This window comes from Streptomyces alboniger (assembly GCF_008704395.1).
Lineage (GTDB): Bacteria > Actinomycetota > Actinomycetes > Streptomycetales > Streptomycetaceae > Streptomyces > Streptomyces alboniger.
This window is the reverse complement of the sequence record NZ_CP023695.1, coordinates 4,891,348-4,909,597: the sequence shown is the minus strand read 5'-3', so window position 1 is coordinate 4,909,597 and position 18,250 is coordinate 4,891,348. Positions and strand designations below refer to the sequence as shown.

General features: G+C 72.3%; 18 protein-coding genes. 12 read left to right on the top strand and 6 right to left on the bottom strand.

The window, feature by feature from the left end; all coding sequences use genetic code 11:
* Window positions 1-50: 50 nt before the first annotated feature.
* From CP975_RS22065 to CP975_RS22055, 3 genes are all read right to left on the bottom strand, one after another.
* A complete protein-coding gene (locus CP975_RS22065; protein WP_030788494.1) occupies window positions 51-848 on the bottom strand; it encodes an enoyl-CoA hydratase/isomerase family protein in 798 nt (265 codons plus the stop codon).
* A gap of 124 nt (window positions 849-972) precedes the next feature.
* The gene (locus CP975_RS22060; protein WP_055528465.1) at window positions 973-2,133 is read right to left on the bottom strand and encodes an adenylate/guanylate cyclase domain-containing protein; all 1,161 of its coding nucleotides are present in this window, start codon (window positions 2,131-2,133) and stop codon (window positions 973-975) included.
* 209 nt (window positions 2,134-2,342) lie between these two features.
* Complete coding sequence (locus tag CP975_RS22055; RefSeq protein ID WP_055528463.1) at window positions 2,343-3,203, bottom strand: biotin--[acetyl-CoA-carboxylase] ligase; 861 nt, start codon at window positions 3,201-3,203, stop codon at window positions 2,343-2,345.
* Between the two features lie 124 nt (window positions 3,204-3,327).
* Here CP975_RS22055 and CP975_RS22050 point away from each other — a divergent pair, with 124 nt between their 5' ends.
* The 4 genes from CP975_RS22050 to CP975_RS22040 all read left to right on the top strand — a co-directional run bounded on the left by CP975_RS22050 (window position 3,328) and on the right by CP975_RS22040 (window position 5,969).
* Window positions 3,328-4,911 carry an acyl-CoA carboxylase subunit beta gene (locus tag CP975_RS22050; protein ID WP_055528461.1) on the top strand — a complete coding sequence of 528 codons (1,584 nt, stop codon included), beginning with the start codon at window positions 3,328-3,330 and terminating at the stop codon, window positions 4,909-4,911.
* Window positions 4,912-4,921: 10 nt separating this feature from the next.
* Window positions 4,922-5,128: an acyl-CoA carboxylase subunit epsilon gene (locus CP975_RS22045; RefSeq protein ID WP_055528459.1), complete on the top strand. Its 207-nt coding sequence runs from the start codon at window positions 4,922-4,924 to the stop codon at window positions 5,126-5,128.
* Between the two features lie 72 nt (window positions 5,129-5,200).
* Window positions 5,201-5,329, top strand: coding sequence for a morphogenic membrane protein MmpB (gene mmpB, locus CP975_RS36255; RefSeq protein ID WP_276314365.1), 129 nt, complete (start codon window positions 5,201-5,203; stop codon window positions 5,327-5,329).
* A 34-nt stretch (window positions 5,330-5,363) separates the two neighbouring features.
* Window positions 5,364-5,969, top strand: coding sequence for a Maf family protein (locus tag CP975_RS22040; RefSeq protein ID WP_055528457.1), 606 nt, complete (start codon window positions 5,364-5,366; stop codon window positions 5,967-5,969).
* On the opposite strand, the gene CP975_RS22035 is transcribed toward CP975_RS22040, so the two are convergent.
* Complete coding sequence (locus CP975_RS22035) at window positions 5,950-6,366, bottom strand: hypothetical protein (RefSeq protein ID WP_246201590.1); 417 nt, start codon at window positions 6,364-6,366, stop codon at window positions 5,950-5,952. The two genes, CP975_RS22040 and CP975_RS22035, sit on opposite strands and share 20 nt — an antisense overlap.
* Window positions 6,367-6,721: 355 nt before the next feature.
* On the opposite strand from CP975_RS22035, the gene CP975_RS22030 reads away from it, so the two are divergent.
* The 4 genes from CP975_RS22030 (at window position 6,722) to CP975_RS22015 (ending at window position 10,572) form a co-directional block, all read left to right on the top strand.
* Window positions 6,722-8,497, top strand: a complete 1,776-nt coding sequence (locus tag CP975_RS22030) for an acetyl/propionyl/methylcrotonyl-CoA carboxylase subunit alpha (protein ID WP_150477258.1) — start codon at window positions 6,722-6,724, stop codon at window positions 8,495-8,497.
* Window positions 8,498-8,822: 325 nt separating this feature from the next.
* Window positions 8,823-9,707 (top strand): hypothetical protein, encoded by an 885-nt coding sequence (locus tag CP975_RS22025; protein WP_150477257.1) that lies wholly within the window; start codon window positions 8,823-8,825, stop codon window positions 9,705-9,707.
* Window positions 9,707-9,886 (top strand): hypothetical protein, encoded by a 180-nt coding sequence (locus CP975_RS22020; RefSeq protein ID WP_055533496.1) that lies wholly within the window; start codon window positions 9,707-9,709, stop codon window positions 9,884-9,886. Before CP975_RS22025 ends, CP975_RS22020 begins: the two co-directional genes overlap by 1 nt.
* A gap of 122 nt (window positions 9,887-10,008) precedes the next feature.
* Window positions 10,009-10,572, top strand: coding sequence for a TetR/AcrR family transcriptional regulator (locus CP975_RS22015; RefSeq protein WP_150477951.1), 564 nt, complete (start codon window positions 10,009-10,011; stop codon window positions 10,570-10,572).
* Between the two features lie 36 nt (window positions 10,573-10,608).
* Here the strand turns inward: CP975_RS22015 and CP975_RS22010 are convergent, their stop codons facing one another.
* Both CP975_RS22010 and CP975_RS22005 read right to left on the bottom strand, forming a co-directional pair.
* On the bottom strand, window positions 10,609-11,580 hold the full coding sequence (locus CP975_RS22010) for a DeoR/GlpR family DNA-binding transcription regulator (RefSeq protein ID WP_150477256.1): 972 nt from the start codon (window positions 11,578-11,580) through the stop codon (window positions 10,609-10,611).
* Between the two features lie 176 nt (window positions 11,581-11,756).
* The gene (locus CP975_RS22005; RefSeq protein ID WP_055536251.1) at window positions 11,757-13,205 is read right to left on the bottom strand and encodes an NAD(P)H-quinone dehydrogenase; all 1,449 of its coding nucleotides are present in this window, start codon (window positions 13,203-13,205) and stop codon (window positions 11,757-11,759) included.
* 120 nt (window positions 13,206-13,325) lie between these two features.
* On the opposite strand from CP975_RS22005, the gene CP975_RS22000 reads away from it, so the two are divergent.
* The 4 genes from CP975_RS22000 (at window position 13,326) to CP975_RS21985 (ending at window position 18,228) form a co-directional block, all read left to right on the top strand.
* On the top strand, window positions 13,326-13,763 hold the full coding sequence (locus CP975_RS22000; protein ID WP_030795388.1) for a gamma-glutamylcyclotransferase family protein: 438 nt from the start codon (window positions 13,326-13,328) through the stop codon (window positions 13,761-13,763).
* A gap of 146 nt (window positions 13,764-13,909) precedes the next feature.
* Window positions 13,910-14,734, top strand: a complete 825-nt coding sequence (locus CP975_RS21995) for a purine-nucleoside phosphorylase (RefSeq protein WP_055536250.1) — start codon at window positions 13,910-13,912, stop codon at window positions 14,732-14,734.
* A gap of 481 nt (window positions 14,735-15,215) precedes the next feature.
* Complete coding sequence (locus CP975_RS21990) at window positions 15,216-16,859, top strand: phospho-sugar mutase (protein ID WP_055529116.1); 1,644 nt, start codon at window positions 15,216-15,218, stop codon at window positions 16,857-16,859.
* 163 nt (window positions 16,860-17,022) lie between these two features.
* Complete coding sequence (locus CP975_RS21985; protein WP_055529115.1) at window positions 17,023-18,228, top strand: glycosyltransferase family 39 protein; 1,206 nt, start codon at window positions 17,023-17,025, stop codon at window positions 18,226-18,228.
* Window positions 18,229-18,250 lie beyond the last annotated feature (22 nt).

Here is an 18,250-nt window from a genome sequence, read left to right as displayed (position 1 = left end):
ACTCCAGGCTATGACGTTTACGGCAATGTGGAACTTCGGGACATAATCCATTACTCCCCGGGCCACTCCGGCTTCCGCTTCTCGTTGAACGCCGCGACGCCCTCCGCCCGGTCGCCCGAGAACGCCACCGTCCGCCACGCCGCGTCCTCCACCTCGAGGCCCGCGCGCAGGTCGAGGCCGTGCCCCAGCCGCAGGGCACGCTTGGCGGCCCGCAGGCCGACCGGTGAGTTGGCGGCCATGCGGGCGCCCAGCGCGAGCGCTTCCGTCCGCGCCTCGCCCTCGCCCACCAGCAGGTCGACCAGCCCCAACTCCCGCGCCTCGGCCGCCTCCACGCGCCGCGCCGAGAAGATCAGCTCGGCGGCGCGGGCGGCACCGACGCGACGCGGCAGGAGCTGCGTACCGCCACCGCCCGGAATGACGCCGACGGACACCTCGGGCAGCCCGACGACCGCGCTCGGGTCGGCGACGATCACGTCACAGGAGAGCGCGAGTTCGAACCCGCCACCGAGCGCGAAGCCGTGCACGGCGGCGACGGTGGGCATGGGCAGCTCCAGGACGCTGGTGTAGCAGGCCCGGGACGTGGGCCGCTGCCGCAGCAACTCGGCGTCGCTGAGTGAGTTCCGCTCCTTGAGGTCGGCGCCCACGCAGAACGCCCGCTCATGCGTGGACGTCACGACCACGACCCGGGCGTCCCGGTCCTCGGACAGGGCGGCGCAGGCGGCGGCAACGGAGCGGGCCATCTCCGAGGAGACGGCGTTCATGGCCTTGGGGCGGTCCAGGACGAGTTCGACGACATGACCGTGCCGCCTGACCGCCACGTACTCCCCGTACCGCTGCTCGTCACCCATGACCGACGCCTCCTCGTGGTTAACGACCGTTACCCGGGGATCATGTCAGCCGGGCCCGGCGCCGGGAAGAGGCAGCACGGCGTACGTACGCGGGGGGACATCACGGCGTACGTACGCGGGGGCGTTACGGCGTACGGCGGGCGAGGAGCCAGGGCTCGACGACGCCGAGGCCGCGCACGGGCCGCTGCCACATGGGCTGGAGCGCGAACCGGTAGGACGGCGGCTCCTCGCCCTCCTTCTCCGCCGCGGCGGCCGCCTCCGCGGCCTGCGCCTCGGAGGCGGGGGCGTCGCCGGTGCGCGTCAGGTCCTCCGCGAACGCCCCGTCCACCAGGACGGCGTCCCGCGGCGCTATCGACGTGAGGCGGCTCGCGAGGTTGACCGTCGTACCGAAGACGTCGCCCATGCGCGTCGTCACGGTGCCGAAGGCCATCCCGACGCGCAGCTCCGGCATGGTCTCGTCGTTGGCCATGGTCTCGATGAGGCGCAGCGCGATCTCCGCGGCCGTGCCCGCGTCGTCGGCGGCGTACAGGACCTCGTCGCCGAGCGTCTTGATGAGCCGTCCGCCGTGCGCGGCCACGAGATCCGCGGCGGTGGTCTCGAAGGCCTCGACGAGTTCGCCGAGTTCCTCCTCCTCCATGCGCCGGGTCAGCCGGGTGAAGCCGACCAGATCGGCGAAGCCGACGGCGAGCCGCCGGTCGACCATCTCCTCGTCGTCGGCGGCCTGCACGACGCGGCCGGTGGCGGCGGCGAGCTGGCGGCGCCATACGTAGACGAGGAACTCCTCCAGCTCGGGCAGGAGCAGCTCGATGAGCGGATACGTGACTTCCGTGCGGGTCATGCCCGGCTCGGGAGGCTCGGTGAGCCCCTCCAGGAAGGAGTCGATCTGCCACTCGGCGAGCCGCGCGGTGGTCTGCCCGGTCGACCGGGCCACCTGCACCGCCATGGCCTCGCTGAGCAGCCCCGCCTCGACGAGACCGGCCAGGCGCCGCAGCGCGAGCACGTCGGCCTCTGTCAGCGCCTTGGCCTGGCCGATGTCGGGAAAGCCCATGGCCCGCCAGAAGCGGGACGCCAGCTCCATCGAGACGCCCGCGCTGCGGGCCGCCTGGAAGGGGGTGTAGCGGCGGTCGGCTCCGAGGATGAGCTGTTCGAGCTGGAGGGCGAGGGGGTTCTTCGCGGACTCGCCGTCCGCCTTCTCGTCCTCCACTTCGGGGATCGCGGAGGCGTCCGTCCCGGCGTCGGGGCCGCGCTGTGCGCCCTCGCCGGAGCCCGTGTCATCGACGGTCACGCCTGCTGCCCTTCCGATCTGCCGCGGTCAGGTATCGACCGGCGCCAACTTTACGGCAGGTGTGCCGCAGCTCACTCCCGACTCCCCGGGAGCCGGGGGCGGGGGCGGTTCCCCGCGGGGCGTCCTGGTTTGTGTGCGGGTGCGTTCGGGTTGCTCGCGCCGTTCCCCGCGCCCCTTACGGGGCCCGGCGGCCCGGCCTGCCGCCTTTCCTACGGGGCCGGCCTCAGGTGGACGATGTCGCCCGCTCCCACCGGCTCCTGCACCCCCTGCTCCGTGGCGAGGACCAGGCGGCCGTCGCCGTCCACCGCTACCGCCTCGCCCACGATCGCCCGGTTGCCCGGCAGCTCGGCGCGCACCCGTCGGCCCAGCGTCGCGCATCCCGCCGCGTACGCCTCCTGGAGCCGGGAGGCGGCCGGGTCGCCGTCCGCCTTCCGCCACACCCCGTACCACTGCTCAAGGGACCGCAGCACGGCCCGCAGCAAGGGGTCCCGGTCCGTCGTGCCCGCCCCGGCGAGCGCGAGGGAACCGGCCGTGGGCACGGGCAGCTCATCCTCACGCAGCGTCACGTTGAGGCCGATGCCGATGACGACACCCGCGCCGGACGCGCCGGCCCGCTCGGCGAGGATCCCCCCGGCCTTGCGCTCCTCCTCACCGACAGTCACCAGGAGGTCATTGGGCCACTTGAGTGCGGTGTCCACACCGGCCACCCGGGAGAGCCCCGTCGCGACGGCGACGCCGGTGAGCAGCGGCAGCCACCCCCACCGCTCGACCGGCACCTCGGCGGGCTTGAGCAGGACGGAGAAGAAGAGCCCGGAGCGGGCCGGCGCCGACCACTGCCGGTCCAGGCGCCCGCGCCCCGCGCTCTGCTCCTCGGCGACCAGCACCGCCCCCTCGGCCAGTTCGTCGGCCCGCGCCGCGAGGTCGGTGTTGGTGGACCCGGTGGCGGGCACCACGTCCAGGGAGGTCCACAGCCCGCCCTCCCGCAGCAGGGTCCGCCGCAGGGAGGCGGCGTTCAGGGGCGGTCGTCCGAGGTCGGACCAGCGATTGTCTTCAGCATCTGACGGCGTCATGCAAGCCACCCTAGGTGTGGTAAACGCCGCACTGCCGAACCGTATCCGCGCCGATACGCTACGGGTCAGTAGCCAGCCGTAAGCCGCCATACGCACCTTTGAGCAGGCAGGGAGCCGCATCCCTATGTCCGAGATCGACATCCACACGACCGCCGGAAAGCTCGCGGACCTCCAGCGCCGCATCGAGGAGGCGACGCACGCGGGATCGGCCCGCGCGGTCGAGAAGCAGCACGCCAAGGGCAAGTTGACGGCACGCGAGCGGATCGAGCTGCTGCTCGACGAGGGCTCCTTCGTCGAGTTCGACGAGTTCGCGCAGCACCGCTCGACGCAGTTCGGCCTGGAGAAGAACCGGCCGTACGGCGACGGCGTGGTGACCGGTTACGGCACCGTCGACGGCCGCCCCGTAGCCGTGTTCTCGCAGGACTTCACCGTCTTCGGCGGCGCGCTCGGCGAGGTCTTCGGGCAGAAGATCGTCAAGGTCATGGACTTCGCGCTGAAGACCGGCTGCCCGGTCATCGGCATCAACGACTCCGGCGGCGCCCGCATCCAGGAGGGCGTCATGGCCCTCGGCATGTACGGCGAGATCTTCCGCCGCAACACCCATGCCTCCGGTGTGATCCCGCAGATCTCCCTGGTCGTCGGGCCGTGCGCGGGCGGCGCGGTCTACTCCCCCGCCATCACCGACTTCACGGTGATGGTCGACCAGACCTCGCACATGTTCATCACCGGGCCCGACGTCATCAAGACGGTCACCGGCGAGGACGTCGGCTTCGAGGAGCTGGGCGGCGCCCGCACCCACAACTCGACGTCGGGCGTGGCGCACCACATGGCGGGCGACGAGAAGGACGCCATCGAGTACGTCAAGTCCCTGCTGTCGTACCTGCCTTCGAACAACCTCAGCGAGCCGCCCGCCTTCCCCGAGGAGGCGGACCTCGCGCCCACGGACGAGGACCGTGCGCTGGACACGCTGATCCCGGACAGCGCGAACCAGCCGTACGACATGCACACCGTGATCGAACACGTCCTGGACGACAGCGAGTTCTTCGAGACGCAGCCGCTGTTCGCGCCGAACATCCTCACCGGCTTCGGCCGCGTCGAGGGGCACCCGGTGGGCATCGTCGCCAACCAGCCGATGCAGTTCGCCGGCTGTCTGGACATCGACGCCTCCGAGAAGGCCGCCCGCTTCGTGCGCACCTGCGACGCCTTCAACGTGCCGGTCCTGACCTTCGTGGACGTGCCGGGCTTCCTGCCGGGCGTCGAGCAGGAGCACACGGGCATCATCCGCCGCGGCGCGAAGCTCATCTACGCCTACGCCGAGGCCACCGTCCCGCTCATCACGATCATCACGCGCAAGGCCTTCGGCGGCGCCTACGACGTCATGGGCTCCAAGCACCTGGGCGCCGACCTGAACCTCGCCTGGCCGACCGCGCAGATCGCGGTGATGGGCGCGCAGGGCGCGGTGAACGTCCTGCACCGCCGCACCATCGCCGCGGCGGGTGACGAGGCGGCCCAGGAGGAGACCCGGGCCCGGCTGATCCAGGAGTACGAGGACGCCCTGCTCAACCCGTACGCCGCGGCCGAGCGCGGTTACGTCGACGCCGTGATCATGCCGTCGGAGACCCGTTCGCACCTCGTGCGGGGCCTGCGGCAGCTGCGTACGAAGCGGGAGTCCCTGCCTCCGAAGAAGCACGGCAACATCCCCCTGTAGAGGAGCCCTAGTGATCAAGGTCGTACGGGGCAACCCGACCCCGGAGGAGCTGGCCGCCGCACTCGCGGTGGTCCAGGCGCGCGCCGCGGCGGTGGCGAACCAGCCGTCCGGCGCGCCCACGCCGCCCGACGCATGGGCCGACCCCGCGCGCGTGGCCCGCGACCGGCTGCCCGCGCCGGGCCCCACGGCGTGGGGCCGCACGTACTGGCCCGGCTGAGGCGGATCGGGCCGGGGAACTTGAGTACGCGTACTCAGGCGCCCCGGCCCGCCCCGCCGCAGTATCGGAGTCATGCTGTGGTCGGACCCCGAGAACAACCCGCCCAAGGACATGCGCGACATGCAGGCCAAGATGCGCCGTGCGGGCCTGGTCCTCGCCCTGGCCATGGTGATCGCGATGTTCGTCCTCGGCATCCACTGAGCGTCCCGAGGGTGCGAGCGCCTACGCTGACCGCATGAGTGATCAGCCACGCCGTCTCGTGCTCGCCTCGCAGTCCCCCGCCCGCCTCGGTCTGCTCCGGCAGGCGGGTCTGGTGCCCGAGGTGATCGTCAGCGGCGTCGACGAGGACAAGGTCTCCGCGCCGACCCCCGCCGAGCTGGCCCTCGCCCTGGCCGAGGCCAAGGCCTCCGTGGTCGCCGCGCGGCCGGAGGCCAAGGGGGCCCTGGTCATCGGCTGCGACTCGGTCCTGGAGCTGGACGGGCAGGCGCTCGGCAAGCCCGCCGACGCGGAGGAGGCGACCGCCCGCTGGAAGTCCATGCGCGGGCGCGCGGGCGTCCTTCAGACGGGCCACTGCGTCTACGACACGGCCACCGGGCAGTACGCGTCGGCGACGGCGTCGACCGTGGTCCGCTTCGGCGAGCCCTCCGACGAGGAGATCGCCGCGTACGTCGCGAGCGGCGAACCGCTGCACGTGGCGGGGGCGTTCACGCTGGACGGCCGCTCGGCGCCCTTCATCGACGGCATCGAGGGCGACCACGGCAACGTGATCGGCCTCTCCCTGCCGCTGCTGCGCCGCCTGCTCGGTCAACTGGACGTGGGCATCACGCAGTTGTGGGCGTAGCCCGGCCCGCCCTGTCGTAGGCCACCAGCGGCAGCACGATCAGGCCGAGTACGACCATCATGAACGCGAACGCGGGCCAGCCCACCAGGCCGACGCAGAAGGCGCCGAGCACCCCGTGTACGACGGCGCAGCTGATCAGCAGGAGGCGCCCGAAGCGGCCGGGGGCGCGGTCGCGGGCGCCGACGAGGGCCAGCATGACGCCGCACAGCGCGAGGTAGCCGCCGAAGACAAGGCCGGCGATCCACGTCGAGACGGTCATCGCATGCGGATCGAGGCCCGCCAGCGACATCTCCTGCCTGTCGACGACGAGGCCGAGGAACCAGTTGAGGAGCGCGATGCCGACCGCCTCCGCGAGGAGAACGATCGCGCCCGCCCAGGCCACCGGTCTGCGCGCCACGGCACCCCACCCTCTTTCTTCCCTCTGTTACCGCTGGTACGTCGAGCTGTCGCGCACGCTACTCACCGGTAAACGCCGGGACAAGGGCTGTGCGGCGGGCAAAGAATCATTGGGCCATTCGTAGGGACTCCACAAAGAATGCGGGCGTCCCGCAGCGCGGCCTCACAGAGACCTTGGCCACACCGGAGGGCTAGGCTGCCGGGCAGGACCCCTGCGTACTCCGGTGCGACAAGGGTTTTCGCGGGACGAGGGGACCTCGCATCACACTCCGTGTGGGCAAGCTCACCCTTGGGGACGGGTCGTAAGGCCGTGTCGGCAGTCCCTAAACTCGGCTTGTTTCAAGGAGGGAGCCATCGTGCGCAAGGTGCTCATCGCCAACCGTGGCGAAATCGCTGTCCGTGTTGCCCGGGCATGCCGGGATGCGGGGATCGCGAGTGTTGCCGTCTACGCAGATCCCGACCGGGACGCTCTGCATGTGCGGGCGGCCGATGAGGCGTTCGCGCTGGGCGGTGACACTCCGGCCACCAGCTACCTGGACATCTCCAAGGTGCTGGCGGCGGCCAGGGACTCGGGGGCGGACGCGATCCACCCCGGTTACGGCTTCCTTTCGGAGAACGCCGACTTCGCGCAGGCCGTCATCGACGCGGGCCTGATCTGGATCGGCCCGCCGCCGCAGGCCATCCGCGACCTGGGGGACAAGGTCGCCGCCCGGCACATCGCCCAGCGTGCCGGTGCCCCGCTGGTCGCGGGCACGCCCGACCCGGTCTCGGGTGCGGAGGAGGTCGTGGCCTTCGCGAAGGAGCACGGCCTGCCCATCGCCATCAAGGCCGCCTTCGGTGGTGGCGGGCGCGGCCTGAAGGTCGCCCGCACCCTGGAAGAGGTCCCCGAGCTGTACGACTCGGCGGTGCGCGAGGCGGTGGCCGCCTTCGGCCGCGGTGAGTGCTTCGTGGAGCGCTACCTCGACAAGCCCCGGCACGTGGAGACCCAGTGCCTGGCCGACCAGCACGGCAACGTGGTCGTGGTCTCCACCCGGGACTGCTCGCTCCAGCGCCGCCACCAGAAGCTGGTGGAGGAGGCCCCGGCACCCTTTCTCTCCGAGGCGCAGGTCGCGGAGTTGTACGCCTCGTCCAAGGCGATCCTCAAGGAGGCCGGCTACGTCGGCGCGGGCACCGTGGAGTTCCTCGTCGGTGTGGACGGCACGATCTCCTTCCTGGAGGTCAACACCCGCCTCCAGGTCGAACACCCGGTCACCGAGGAGGTCGCCGGCATCGACCTGGTCCGTGAGATGTTCCGCATCGCCGACGGCGAGGAACTGGGCTACGGCGACCCCGAACTGCGCGGGCACTCCTTCGAGTTCCGTATCAACGGCGAGGACCCGGGCCGCAACTTCCTGCCCGCGCCCGGCACGGTCACCAAGTTCGAGGCGCCCTCGGGTCCCGGTGTGCGCCTGGACGCGGGCGTGGAGTCCGGCTCGGTCATCGGCCCGGCCTGGGACTCGCTGCTGGCCAAGCTGATCGTCACCGGCGCCACCCGCGAGCAGGCGTTGCAGCGTGCCGCGCGTGCACTGGCGGAGTTCAATGTGGAGGGCATGGCCACCGCCATCCCCTTCCACCGTGCCGTCGTCAAGGACCCGGCGTTCGCACCCGAACTGACCGGCTCCAGCGACCCCTTCACCGTCCACACCCGCTGGATCGAGACCGAGTTCGTCAACGACATCCCGGCCTTCACCGCACCCGCCACCGACACCGAGACGGACGAGGAGCCGGGCCGCGAGACGGTCGTCGTCGAGGTCGGCGGCAAGCGCCTGGAGGTCTCCCTGCCGTCCTCCCTCGGCATGACGATCGCGCGCACCGCCGCGGCGGGCGGCGCCCGCCCCAAGCGCCGCGCGGCCAAGAAGTCCGGCCCCGCCGCCTCCGGCGACACCCTCGCCTCGCCCATGCAGGGCACGATCGTCAAGATCGCGGTCGAGGAGGGCCAGGAGGTCAACGAGGGCGACCTGATCGTCGTCCTGGAGGCCATGAAGATGGAACAGCCCCTGAACGCCCACCGCTCGGGCACGATCAAGGGCCTCACCGCGGAGGTGGGCGCGAGCCTGACCTCCGGCGCGGTGATCTGCGAGATCAAGGACTGACCCGGTCCTCGAACACCGAGGAACGGAACACCCGCGGGGCCGGGCTGGTCGATCCAGCCCGGCCCCGCGGGCGTGTCCGGCGCGGTTTCGCGGGCGTACCCGGCCTGCGCCCCGCCCCGGGGGCATCTCAAGCCGCCCCCCAGGCATACCGAGCCCGCCCGGGCGGGTATATCAAGCCCGTCCGGCGTTTGAGGACTAACTCGGCGGAGCCGGTGACCGACCGAGCCAAGACGCGGGACGCCACCACCAGCACCCCGCAACCACCGCGCCCCCGCCCCGCGTCCTCCCCACATAGCCGTAGAGCCGAAGACCACGGGGGGCTTCAGTGACACGCACAGGGGACTTACTGGCACTGGTGGCCGCCGTGGGCGGCGTCACCGGCGGCGGATGGCTCGTGGCGAGCGCGGGCGCCGGGGAGCGTTACGAGGCGGGACTCGTCCTGGGGCTGGTCGCAGGCCTGTCCCTGGCACTGTTGCGCCGCTTCACAAGGCTGCCGCCGGGCCCGCGCCGCCCCCGCGTCTTCACCCTGCCGCTGCCCCCGCCCGACTGGCGCGCCCCGCTGCCGGACCCGCACGGCGACCCCGAAGTCCTGCGACCGTACGCCGAACAGCGCGCGCGCCTCCTGAGCGACGCCTCCGCGCTCGGCTGCTCGCTGCGCCACAGCTGCACGCTGGCGCCCGGACTCCGCGAGGAGCTCGCCTCGTACGCCACCACGGCGTCGATCCAGGCGAGCAACTCCACCCTCCACCCCGCGGGCGACGGCGGGCCGGGAAGCCCCGACCCCGCGTACGACGCCGCGTACGCCCTCGGAGAGCTGGTCGCGGCCGTCGAGTTCAGCCGCATCGGGATGCGGGCCGTGCAGGCGCTGGTGACCGAGCGGCCGCTGCTGCCCGACCCACCCTGCTACTTCAACCCGCTGCACGACCGCGGCCACGCGCGCGTGGCACTCCCCGGCGCGGCGGCCGGCGAGGTCGCCGTCTGTCACGGCTGCGCCCGGGAGCCGGCCCCGCTCCTGGTGCCGTCGGCCACCGGCCCCGTGCCGTACCACGAAAGCGACGCCGTCGACCCGCGCTGGCGGCTGCTCGGCTACGGCGCCGTGACCCCGGACGACGGCACCACGATGATCACCGCGGCCCACGACGGCTTCCGCGCGCCGCCGAGGAGCGCGTGCGGGAGCGGCAGCAAGACGCTCCGCGCGAAGGTGAGTTGATGATCATGGGAGAGCTGGCCATCGGTGTGCTGAGCGGACTGCTCGTCGGCACCTGTGTCACGTACCCCCTGGTGCTGTGGCTGGCCCGGAACCTGCGCGGCGGCTGCCTGCCACCCCACCCGCGCGAGCGCAGGGCGAGGGCGGAGCTGGAGGCCTTCTTCGGGGGCCGCGAGCCCTGACCGCCACCGATCGCCGCGCCCGGGCAGTGGCATCCTTGAAGGACGCGTACGTTCACGAAGGGTGCGGGATGACGACCGGCATGGACCAGCAGGCGAGCGCGGCGCGGCAGTCCACGCGGGCCATGCGGGCCGACGCGCGCCGCAATTACGACCGGCTGCTCGCGGAGGCCCGCGCCGCCTTCGCCGAGCACGGCACCGGCACGTCCCTGGAGGACGTGGCGCGCCGCGCGGGCGTCGGCATCGGCACGCTCTACCGGCACTTCCCCAACCGGCACGCGCTGATGAGCGCGGTCTGGGAGGACGCGGTGAGCGATCTCCTCGCGCGCTCGCACGCCCTGCTCGACGACCCGCAGCCCTGTGCCGCGCTGGTGACGTGGCTGCGGGCCATCGTCACTCATGCGGGTGAGTACCGCGGCCTGTCGAGCGCGCTCATGTCCGCGTCGCACGACGACAGTTCGGCGCTGGCGCGGTGCAGCAAGCCCATGGGCGAGGCGGGCGCTGCCCTGCTCGCCCGCGCGCAGGAGGCGGGGGCCGTGCGGCCCGACGTCTCCATCTCCGACCTGCTCCAGCTGACCAACGCGATCTCGCTGGCGGCCGAAGAGACGCCGGACGACCCGGAGTTGGCCGACCGCCTGCTGATGCTGACCCTGCGGGGCCTGAAGGCCGACGGGTGCACGGCGGCGTAAGCCCCCTGCCCCCCATACGCCGGCCCCGCCCCGCGGTCAGCGGCGGCGCAGATCCGCGACGCGGGCGGCCCGCTCCCCCGGCGGCTGCTCCCCGAGCAGCGCGCTGCGCAGCTGCTGCCCCGGGCCCGCCCCGTGGTTGCGACGCTGGCCCGGCAGGGGCACGTCCCGGCGCGGCTGGCGCCCCGGCTGGACGGAATCGACGCCGGGCCCGGCGCTAGGGTTCGCGGAGCCGCCCGTCACCGCGATCTGTACGCCCTGGTCCGCCAGGGCCTGGAGTTCCGTGGCCGCCCGGTCGTCGTGCGCCGGGGGCTCGTCCGTGACCAGGCGGGTGATGACGTCCGTCGGCACGGTCTGGAACATCGTGTCGGTGCCGAGCTTGGTGTGGTCGGCGAGGACCACGACCTCGGCCGCCGCCTGCACCAGCGCGCGGTCCACGCTCGCGGAGAGCATGTTGGACGTGGAGAGGCCGCGCTCGGCGGTCAGACCACTGCCCGACAGGAACGCGCGCGACACCCGGAGCCCTTGCAGGGACTGCTCGGCCCCGCTGCCCACGAGGGCGTAGTTGGAGCCGCGCAGGGTGCCGCCGGTCATGACGACTTCGACCCTGTTGGCATGGGCCAGCGCCTGTGCCACCAGCAGGGAGTTGGTGACGACGGTCAGGCCGGGGACCCGCGCGAGCCGTCGGGCCAGCTCCTGCGTGGTCGTACCCGCCCCGACGACGATGGCTTCGCCTTCTTCGACGAGTCCCGCCGCGAGATCGGCGATAGCCGTCTTCTCGGCGGTCGCGAGATGTGATTTCTGCGGAAAGCCGGACTCCCGCGTGAATCCGCCCGGCAATACCGCACCGCCATGCCGGCGGTCGAGGAGTCCTTCTGCCTCCAGCGCGCGCACGTCCCGCCGTACGGTCACTTCGGAGGTCTGGACGACGCGGGCGAGCTCCCGGAGCGATACCGCTCCGTTGGCCCGCACCATTTCGAGGATCAATTGGCGACGTTCTGCAGCGAACACGAAACTGACAGTAACCCCAACGACCGTCTACTTTCAGCAGTTTGCGCCGAATTACAGAAGTTGTTCGCACGGCAGACCACCAAGTGGTATAGGTGCCTAGTTACTCCGCCTATGCCGCGCAAATGGGTGACAACAGTGCGTGACCTGCGAAGCGTTGAATCAGGCCGCCGTACCGATCAGCCCTCGCCCGCCGTCTTCCGCGTGTGGAGTTGACGCGCCACCTCGGCGATCGACCCCGAAAGCGATGGGTACACGGTGAACGCATTCGCGATCTGCTCGACCGTCAGATTGTTGTCGACCGCGATCGAGATGGGGTGGATCAGTTCCGAAGCGCGCGGCGCGACGACCACGCCGCCGACCACGATGCCCGTACCCGGACGGCAGAAGATCTTGACGAATCCGTCGCGGATGCCCTGCATCTTCGCGCGCGGATTGCGCAGCAGCGGCAGTTTGACGACGCGCGCGTCGATCTTGCCCGCGTCGACGTCGGCCTGGCTGTAGCCGACGGTCGCGATCTCGGGGTCCGTGAAGACGTTCGCGGAGACGGTCTTCAGGTTCAGCGGGGTCACCGCGTCGCCCAGGAAGTGGTACATCGCGATGCGCCCCTGCATGGCGGCGACGGAGGCGAGCGCGAAGACGCCGGTGACGTCACCGGCGGCGTAGACACCCGGGGCGGAGGTCCTGGACACCTTGTCGGTCCAGATGTGCCCGGAGTCCTTGAGCTTGACCCCGGCCTCCTCCAGGCCCATGCCGCTGCTGTTCGGGATGGCGCCGACGGCCATCAGGCAGTGCGAACCGGAGATGACGCGCCCGTCGGCCAGCGTGACCTCGACGCGGTCGCCGACGCGCTTGGCGGAGGCGGCGCGGGAGCGGGACATCACGTTCATGCCGCGCCGCCGGAACACGTCCTCCAGGACGGCGGCGGCGTCCGGGTCCTCACCGGGCAGCACGCGGTCACGGCTGGACACGAGGGTGACGTTCGACCCGAGCGCCTGGTAGGCACCGGCGAACTCGGCACCGGTGACACCGGAGCCGACCACGATGAGTTCCTCGGGCAGCTCGTCGAGGTCGTAGACCTGGGTCCAGTTCAGGATCCGCTCGCCGTCGGGCAGGGCGTCCGGGACCTCGCGCGGGTGACCGCCGGTGGCGATGAGCACCGCGTCGGCGACGAGCGTCTCCTCGCTGCCGTCGGCGGCCCGCACCACGACCTTGCGCGAACCGTCGGTCTCCTGCTGGCCCTCAAGACGGCCCCGGCCGCGCAGCACGCGCGCGCCCGCACGCGTGACGGAAGCGGTGATGTCGTGGGACTGCGCGAGCGCGAGGCGCTTCACACGGCGGTTGACCTTGCCCAGGTCCACACCGACCACGCGCGCGGGGGTGTCGATGTGCGGGGTGTCGTCCGCGACGATGATCCCCAGCTCCTCGTAGGAGGAGTCGAAGGTGGTCATCACCTCGGCCGTGGCGATCAGGGTCTTCGACGGCACGCAGTCGGTGAGCACCGACGCCCCGCCCAGACCGTCGCAGTCGACGACGGTCACCTCCGCGCCGAGCTGGGCGGCCACCAGGGCCGCCTCGTATCCGCCGGGTCCGCCGCCAATGATCACGATCCGAGTCACGTACTCCATTGTCCCGCACGCTTCAAGGTACGGACGCGCCGGGGCCCACCGTCCGTGCGAACGCCCCCGTCCGGGCGGTCCTCCCGCCGCGGAACCTGCGTCCTTGATTGCTGCCGTACCCTCGACGTCATGTCGCTCTACGCCGCGTACGCCGGCAATCTGGATCCGCGGCTCATGTCACGCCGCGCCCCGCACTCACCGCTGCGCTCGACCGGCTGGCTGACCGGCTGGCGGCTCACCTTCGGCGGGGAGCACATGGGGTGGGAGGGCGCGCTCGCGACGATCGTCGAGGCCCCCCGCTCCCAGGTCTTCGTGACCCTCTACGACATCGCTCCCATGGACGAGGACTCCATGGACCGCTGGGAGGGCGTGGGGCTCGACATCTACCGGCGCATGCGGGTCCGGGTGGACACCCTGGAGGGCGAGGAGCCGGCCTGGGTGTACGTCCTCAACGGATACGAGGGCGGCCTCCCCTCCGCGCGCTACCTGGGCGAGCTGGCGGACGCGGCGGAGTCGGCCGGGGCGCCTCACGACTATGTGATGGAACTCCGCAAGAGGCCCTGCTAGCCCTCACCGGCCCTCACTCGCCGCGCATCGGCGGCCCTTCGCCGCACCCCGCGGCGCTCCCTTGTCGGAAACGACAAGACGGCGGGGAGAATCCCGTGAGCATCGTCATCTACGCGCGTAGGCCGTAACCCGCTACCCTCGTCGGCGTGAACGCTTCAGTTATTCCGGACGACATCCAGGGCGACCCGTACGCCGCCGCCGACGCCGCCGCCGCGCGCCTGCGTGAGCTGACGGGCGCCGAGACCCACGACGTCGCCCTCGTGATGGGCTCCGGCTGGGCGCCGGCCGTCGACGCGCTGGGCGAGCCCGAGGCGGACTTCGCCGTCACCGAGCTGCCCGGCTTCCCGCCGCCCGCGGTCGAGGGGCACGGCGGCCGTATCCGGTCCTTCAAGATCGGCGACAAGCGCGTGCTGGTCTTCCTGGGCCGCACCCACTACTACGAGGGCCGTGGCGTGGCCGCCGTCTCGCACGGCGTCCGCACCGCCGTGGCCGCCGGCTGCAAGACGATCGTGCTGACCAACGGCTGCGGTGGCCTGCGCGAGGGCATGCGTCCCGGGCAGCCGGTGCTGATCAGCGACCACCTGAACCTCACGGCGACGTCCCCGATCGTCGGCGCGAACTTCGTGGACCTGACGGACCTGTACTCGCCGCGCCTGCGCGCCCTGTGCAAGGAGATCGACCCCTCCCTGGAGGAGGGCGTCTACGCACAGTTCCCCGGCCCGCACTACGAGACGCCGGCGGAGATCCGCATGGCCCGCACGATCGGCGCGGACCTGGTCGGCATGTCCACGGTCCTCGAAGCCATCGCCGCGCGCGAGGCGGGCGCGGAGGTGCTGGGCATCTCGCTGGTCACGAACCTGGCCGCGGGTATGACGGGCGAGCCGCTGAACCACGAGGAAGTCCTCCAGGCGGGCCGCGACAGCGCCACGCGGATGGGCGAGCTGCTCGGCAAGGTCCTCAACCGCATCTGACGGGCTCTGACGGGGGCGTCTCGGACCGGCTTCCCCGTCTCTCGTCTCCGCGCCCCGCGCTGCGGCTCGGTCTCCGGCGCTCCGCGCCGGGCTCCCCCACCCACCCGTTTACCCCGTACCGGATGGGTGGGGTAGGGGGCCGGAGCGGGGCCCGTTTACCTCGCACCGAGGGGTGGGGTGGGGGCCCACCGGCCCGCACCCCTGATCGAGACGCGAGGGACGTGCCGGTTTGTCCGCCCGGAGCACGTTGCCTGCCGCCCCAGGCAACAGCGGAAGGCCGCCCGCGCCGAGATGGCGAGGACGGACATACCGGCGCGGCCCCGCCCCAAAACGAACCGGGCAGGCACACCCAGGGGGCACAGCCCCCGGCCCACCCCGGCCCCGGCCCCACCCCAAAACCCAACCGGGTAGACATACCCGGCGGGGTACAACCACCCCAGACCCCGCTCAAGCGACGCCGCAACGAGAGGCTGACGACCCCGTGCAGGACAACTCCGAACTCATCGCGCGAGCCCAGGCCTGGCTGGCCGAGGACCCGGACCCCGAGACCCGCGAAGAGCTGGCCAAGCTCGTCGACGCCGAGGACACCGCCGAGCTGACCGCCCGTTTCGCCGGCACGCTCCAGTTCGGCACCGCCGGACTCCGCGGCGAGCTGGGCGCGGGCCCCATGCGCATGAACCGCTCCGTGGTCATCCGCGCAGCCGCCGGACTCGCCGCGTACCTCAAGGGCAAGGGCCGGACCGACGGCCTCGTCGTCATCGGTTACGACGCCCGCCACAAGTCCGCCGACTTCGCCCGCGACACCGCGGCCGTGATGACCGGCGCCGGGCTCCGCGCGGCCGTACTCCCCCGCCCCCTGCCGACCCCCGTCCTCGCCTTCGCCATACGGCACCTCGGCGCGGTGGCGGGCGTGGAGGTCACGGCGAGCCACAACCCCCCGCGCGACAACGGCTACAAGGTCTACCTCGGCGACGGCTCCCAGATCGTGCCGCCCGCCGATGCGGAGATCGCCGCCGAGATCGACGCGATCGCGAGCCTGCACGACGTCCCCCGCCCCGAGAGCGGCTGGGAGATCCTCGGCGACGACGTCCTGGAGGCCTACCTGGCCCGCACGGACGCCGTCCTGGCCCCGGAGTCCCCCCGTACCGCGCGCGCCGTCTACACGGCCATGCACGGCGTCGGCAAGGACACCCTCCTCGCGGCCTTCGAGCGCGCCGGTTTTCCCGCCCCCACGCTCGTCGCCGAGCAGGCCGAGCCGGACCCGGACTTCCCGACGGTCGCGTTCCCGAACCCGGAGGAGCCGGGCGCGATGGACCTGGCCTTCGCGACCGCGGCCCGCACCAGCCCCGCCCCCGACCTGATCATCGCCAACGACCCGGACGCGGACCGCTGCGCCGCCGCGGTCAAGGACGGCGCCGACTGGCGGATGCTCCGGGGCGACGAGGTGGGGGCGCTGCTCGCCGCGCACCTCGTCAAGCGCGGAGCACGGGGCACCTTCGCCGAGTCGATCGTCTCCTCCTCCCTCCTCGGCCGAATCGCCGAGAAGGCGGGTCTTCCGTACGAGGAGACGCTGACGGGCTTCAAGTGGATCGCCCGCGTCGACGGCCTGCGCTACGGCTACGAGGAGGCGCTCGGCTACTGCGTGGACCCCGAGGGCGTACGCGACAAGGACGGCATCACCGCCGCGCTCGTCCTCACGGAGCTGGCCTCCGAGCTGAAGGAGCAGGGCCGCACCTTCCTCGACCTCCTGGACGACCTTGCCCTGGAGCACGGCCTGCACGCCACCGACCAGCTGTCGGTCCGCGTGGAGGACCTGTCCCTGATCGCGGACGCCATGCGCCGCCTGCGCGAGCAGCCCCCGGCGGAACTCGCGGGCCTGCCCGTGACGCTGGCGGAGGACCTGACGCGGGGCACGGACACGCTGCCGCCCACCGACGGCCTGCGTTACACGCTCGACGGCGCCCGCGTCATCGTGCGCCCGAGCGGCACGGAGCCGAAGCTCAAGTGCTACCTCGAAGTGGTCGTCCCGCTGGCCTCGAAGGCGGAACTCCCGGCGGCCCGCGCGCGGGCGGCGCAGCTCCTCGCCGAGATCAAGCGCGATCTCTCGGCGGCCGCGGGCATCTGAGCCCTCCGCCCTCAGACGGGTGGCGGACGGGTGGCCCCACCCAGAGGCCACCCGTCCGAGTGATTCCACTCCTGCGGCTGCCGCAGCGGCACGGTGTGCTGCCGGTCCCCCAGGAAGGTTCGACCGGTAGCGCACGATCACGTACGTTCCGGGAGCCGCCGCAGTGCCGTACGGACCACTTCCCTCCACCGCCGCCCCGTCCAGGGTCCCGGCGTCCCGGCGCCCCCTCGGCGCGGCCCGGCCCGCCCCCGGCCTGCGCCGCCGCGCGGCCCGCGCCCTGCGCCAGGCCTCCCCCGCCCTGCTCGCGTACGCGGCCGTACGCACGCTCGGCCTGCTGGTCTTCGTCCCCTGGGCGCACGGCGAGCGGCGCGGTGTGCGGCATCTGCTGATGGCGTCATGGGACTGCGACTGGTACCTGCGGATCGCCTCGCAGGGTTACGCGCACTCGCTCGGCACCGCGTACGACGCGAACAACCTGGCGTTCTTCCCGCTGTACCCACTGCTCGTGCGGGCGGGCGACGCCCTCGTCCCCGCCCTGCCGCGCGGCGCGGTGGGCCTCGGTGTCTCGCTGCTCTGTTCGTTCCTGGCGGCTTGGGGGATCTTCGCGGTGGGCGACCGGCTGTACGGGCGGCGGGCCGGGGTCGTCCTCGCGGTCCTGTGGGGCAGCCTGCCGGTCGCGCTCGTGCAGTGGATGGGCTACACCGAGTCGCTCTTCACGGCCCTCACCGCGTGGTCGCTCCACGCCGTACTGAGCGGCCGCTGGCTGTGGGCGGGCTCGCTGGCCGCGCTTGCGGGGCTCACCCGGCCCACCGGGGTGGCGCTGGCGGCGGCGGTCTCCCTGACCGCGCTCCTCGCGCTGCGGCGCGGCTTCTCGCCCCGCCCGCTCCTGGGCGCCCTTCTGGCCCCCGCGGGCTGGTTGGCGTACGTCGCCTGGGTGGGCCTGCGCCTGGGCCGCTGGGACGGCTATTTCGCCGTACAGAAGCTGTGGCGCAACAAGTGGGACGGCGGTGTCGAGACGGTCCGCCGCATGCAGGCGCTGCTCATGACCGAGCGGCCCGCGCTGTTCTACGCGATGGTGACGGCTGTCCTGCTGGGCTCGGTGGTCCTCTACGTGCTTTCGGTGGCCGACCGCCAGCCGGTCCCCCTGCTGGTCTTCACCGGTCTGCTCCTGCTGATCGTGCTCGGCAGCAGCGGGGTCTACTTCCCCCGGGCCCGCTTCCTGCTGCCCGGCTTCCCGTTGCTGCTGCCGCTCGCCGTGGCCCTGGCGCGCGCGAGGACGCCGGTGATGGTGACGCTGCTGACGGCGGCGGCGCTCGGCTCGGCCGCGTTCGGCGGGCACATGCTGCTGGGGTGGCACGGCCCGCCGTGAGCCGGGCCGTCCTCAGGTCAGG

Bases quoted from the DNA above. Each gene is read 5' to 3' on its own strand.
- CP975_RS22040 (WP_055528457.1), top strand. From the start codon at position 5,364: ATGAGTGATCAGCCACGCCGTCTCGTGCTCGCCTCGCAGTCCCCCGCC.
- mmpB (WP_276314365.1), top strand. From the start codon at position 5,201: ATGCTGTGGTCGGACCCCGAGAACAACCCGCCCAAGGACATGCGCGAC.
- CP975_RS22020 (WP_055533496.1), top strand. From the start codon at position 9,707: ATGATCATGGGAGAGCTGGCCATCGGTGTGCTGAGCGGACTGCTCGTC.
- CP975_RS22015 (WP_150477951.1), top strand. From the start codon at position 10,009: ATGCGGGCCGACGCGCGCCGCAATTACGACCGGCTGCTCGCGGAGGCC.
- CP975_RS22065 (WP_030788494.1), bottom strand. From the start codon at position 848: ATGGGTGACGAGCAGCGGTACGGGGAGTACGTGGCGGTCAGGCGGCAC.
- CP975_RS22050 (WP_055528461.1), top strand. From the start codon at position 3,328: ATGTCCGAGATCGACATCCACACGACCGCCGGAAAGCTCGCGGACCTC.
- CP975_RS22000 (WP_030795388.1), top strand. From the start codon at position 13,326: ATGTCGCTCTACGCCGCGTACGCCGGCAATCTGGATCCGCGGCTCATG.
- CP975_RS22055 (WP_055528463.1), bottom strand. From the start codon at position 3,203: ATGACGCCGTCAGATGCTGAAGACAATCGCTGGTCCGACCTCGGACGA.
- CP975_RS22005 (WP_055536251.1), bottom strand. From the start codon at position 13,205: ATGGAGTACGTGACTCGGATCGTGATCATTGGCGGCGGACCCGGCGGA.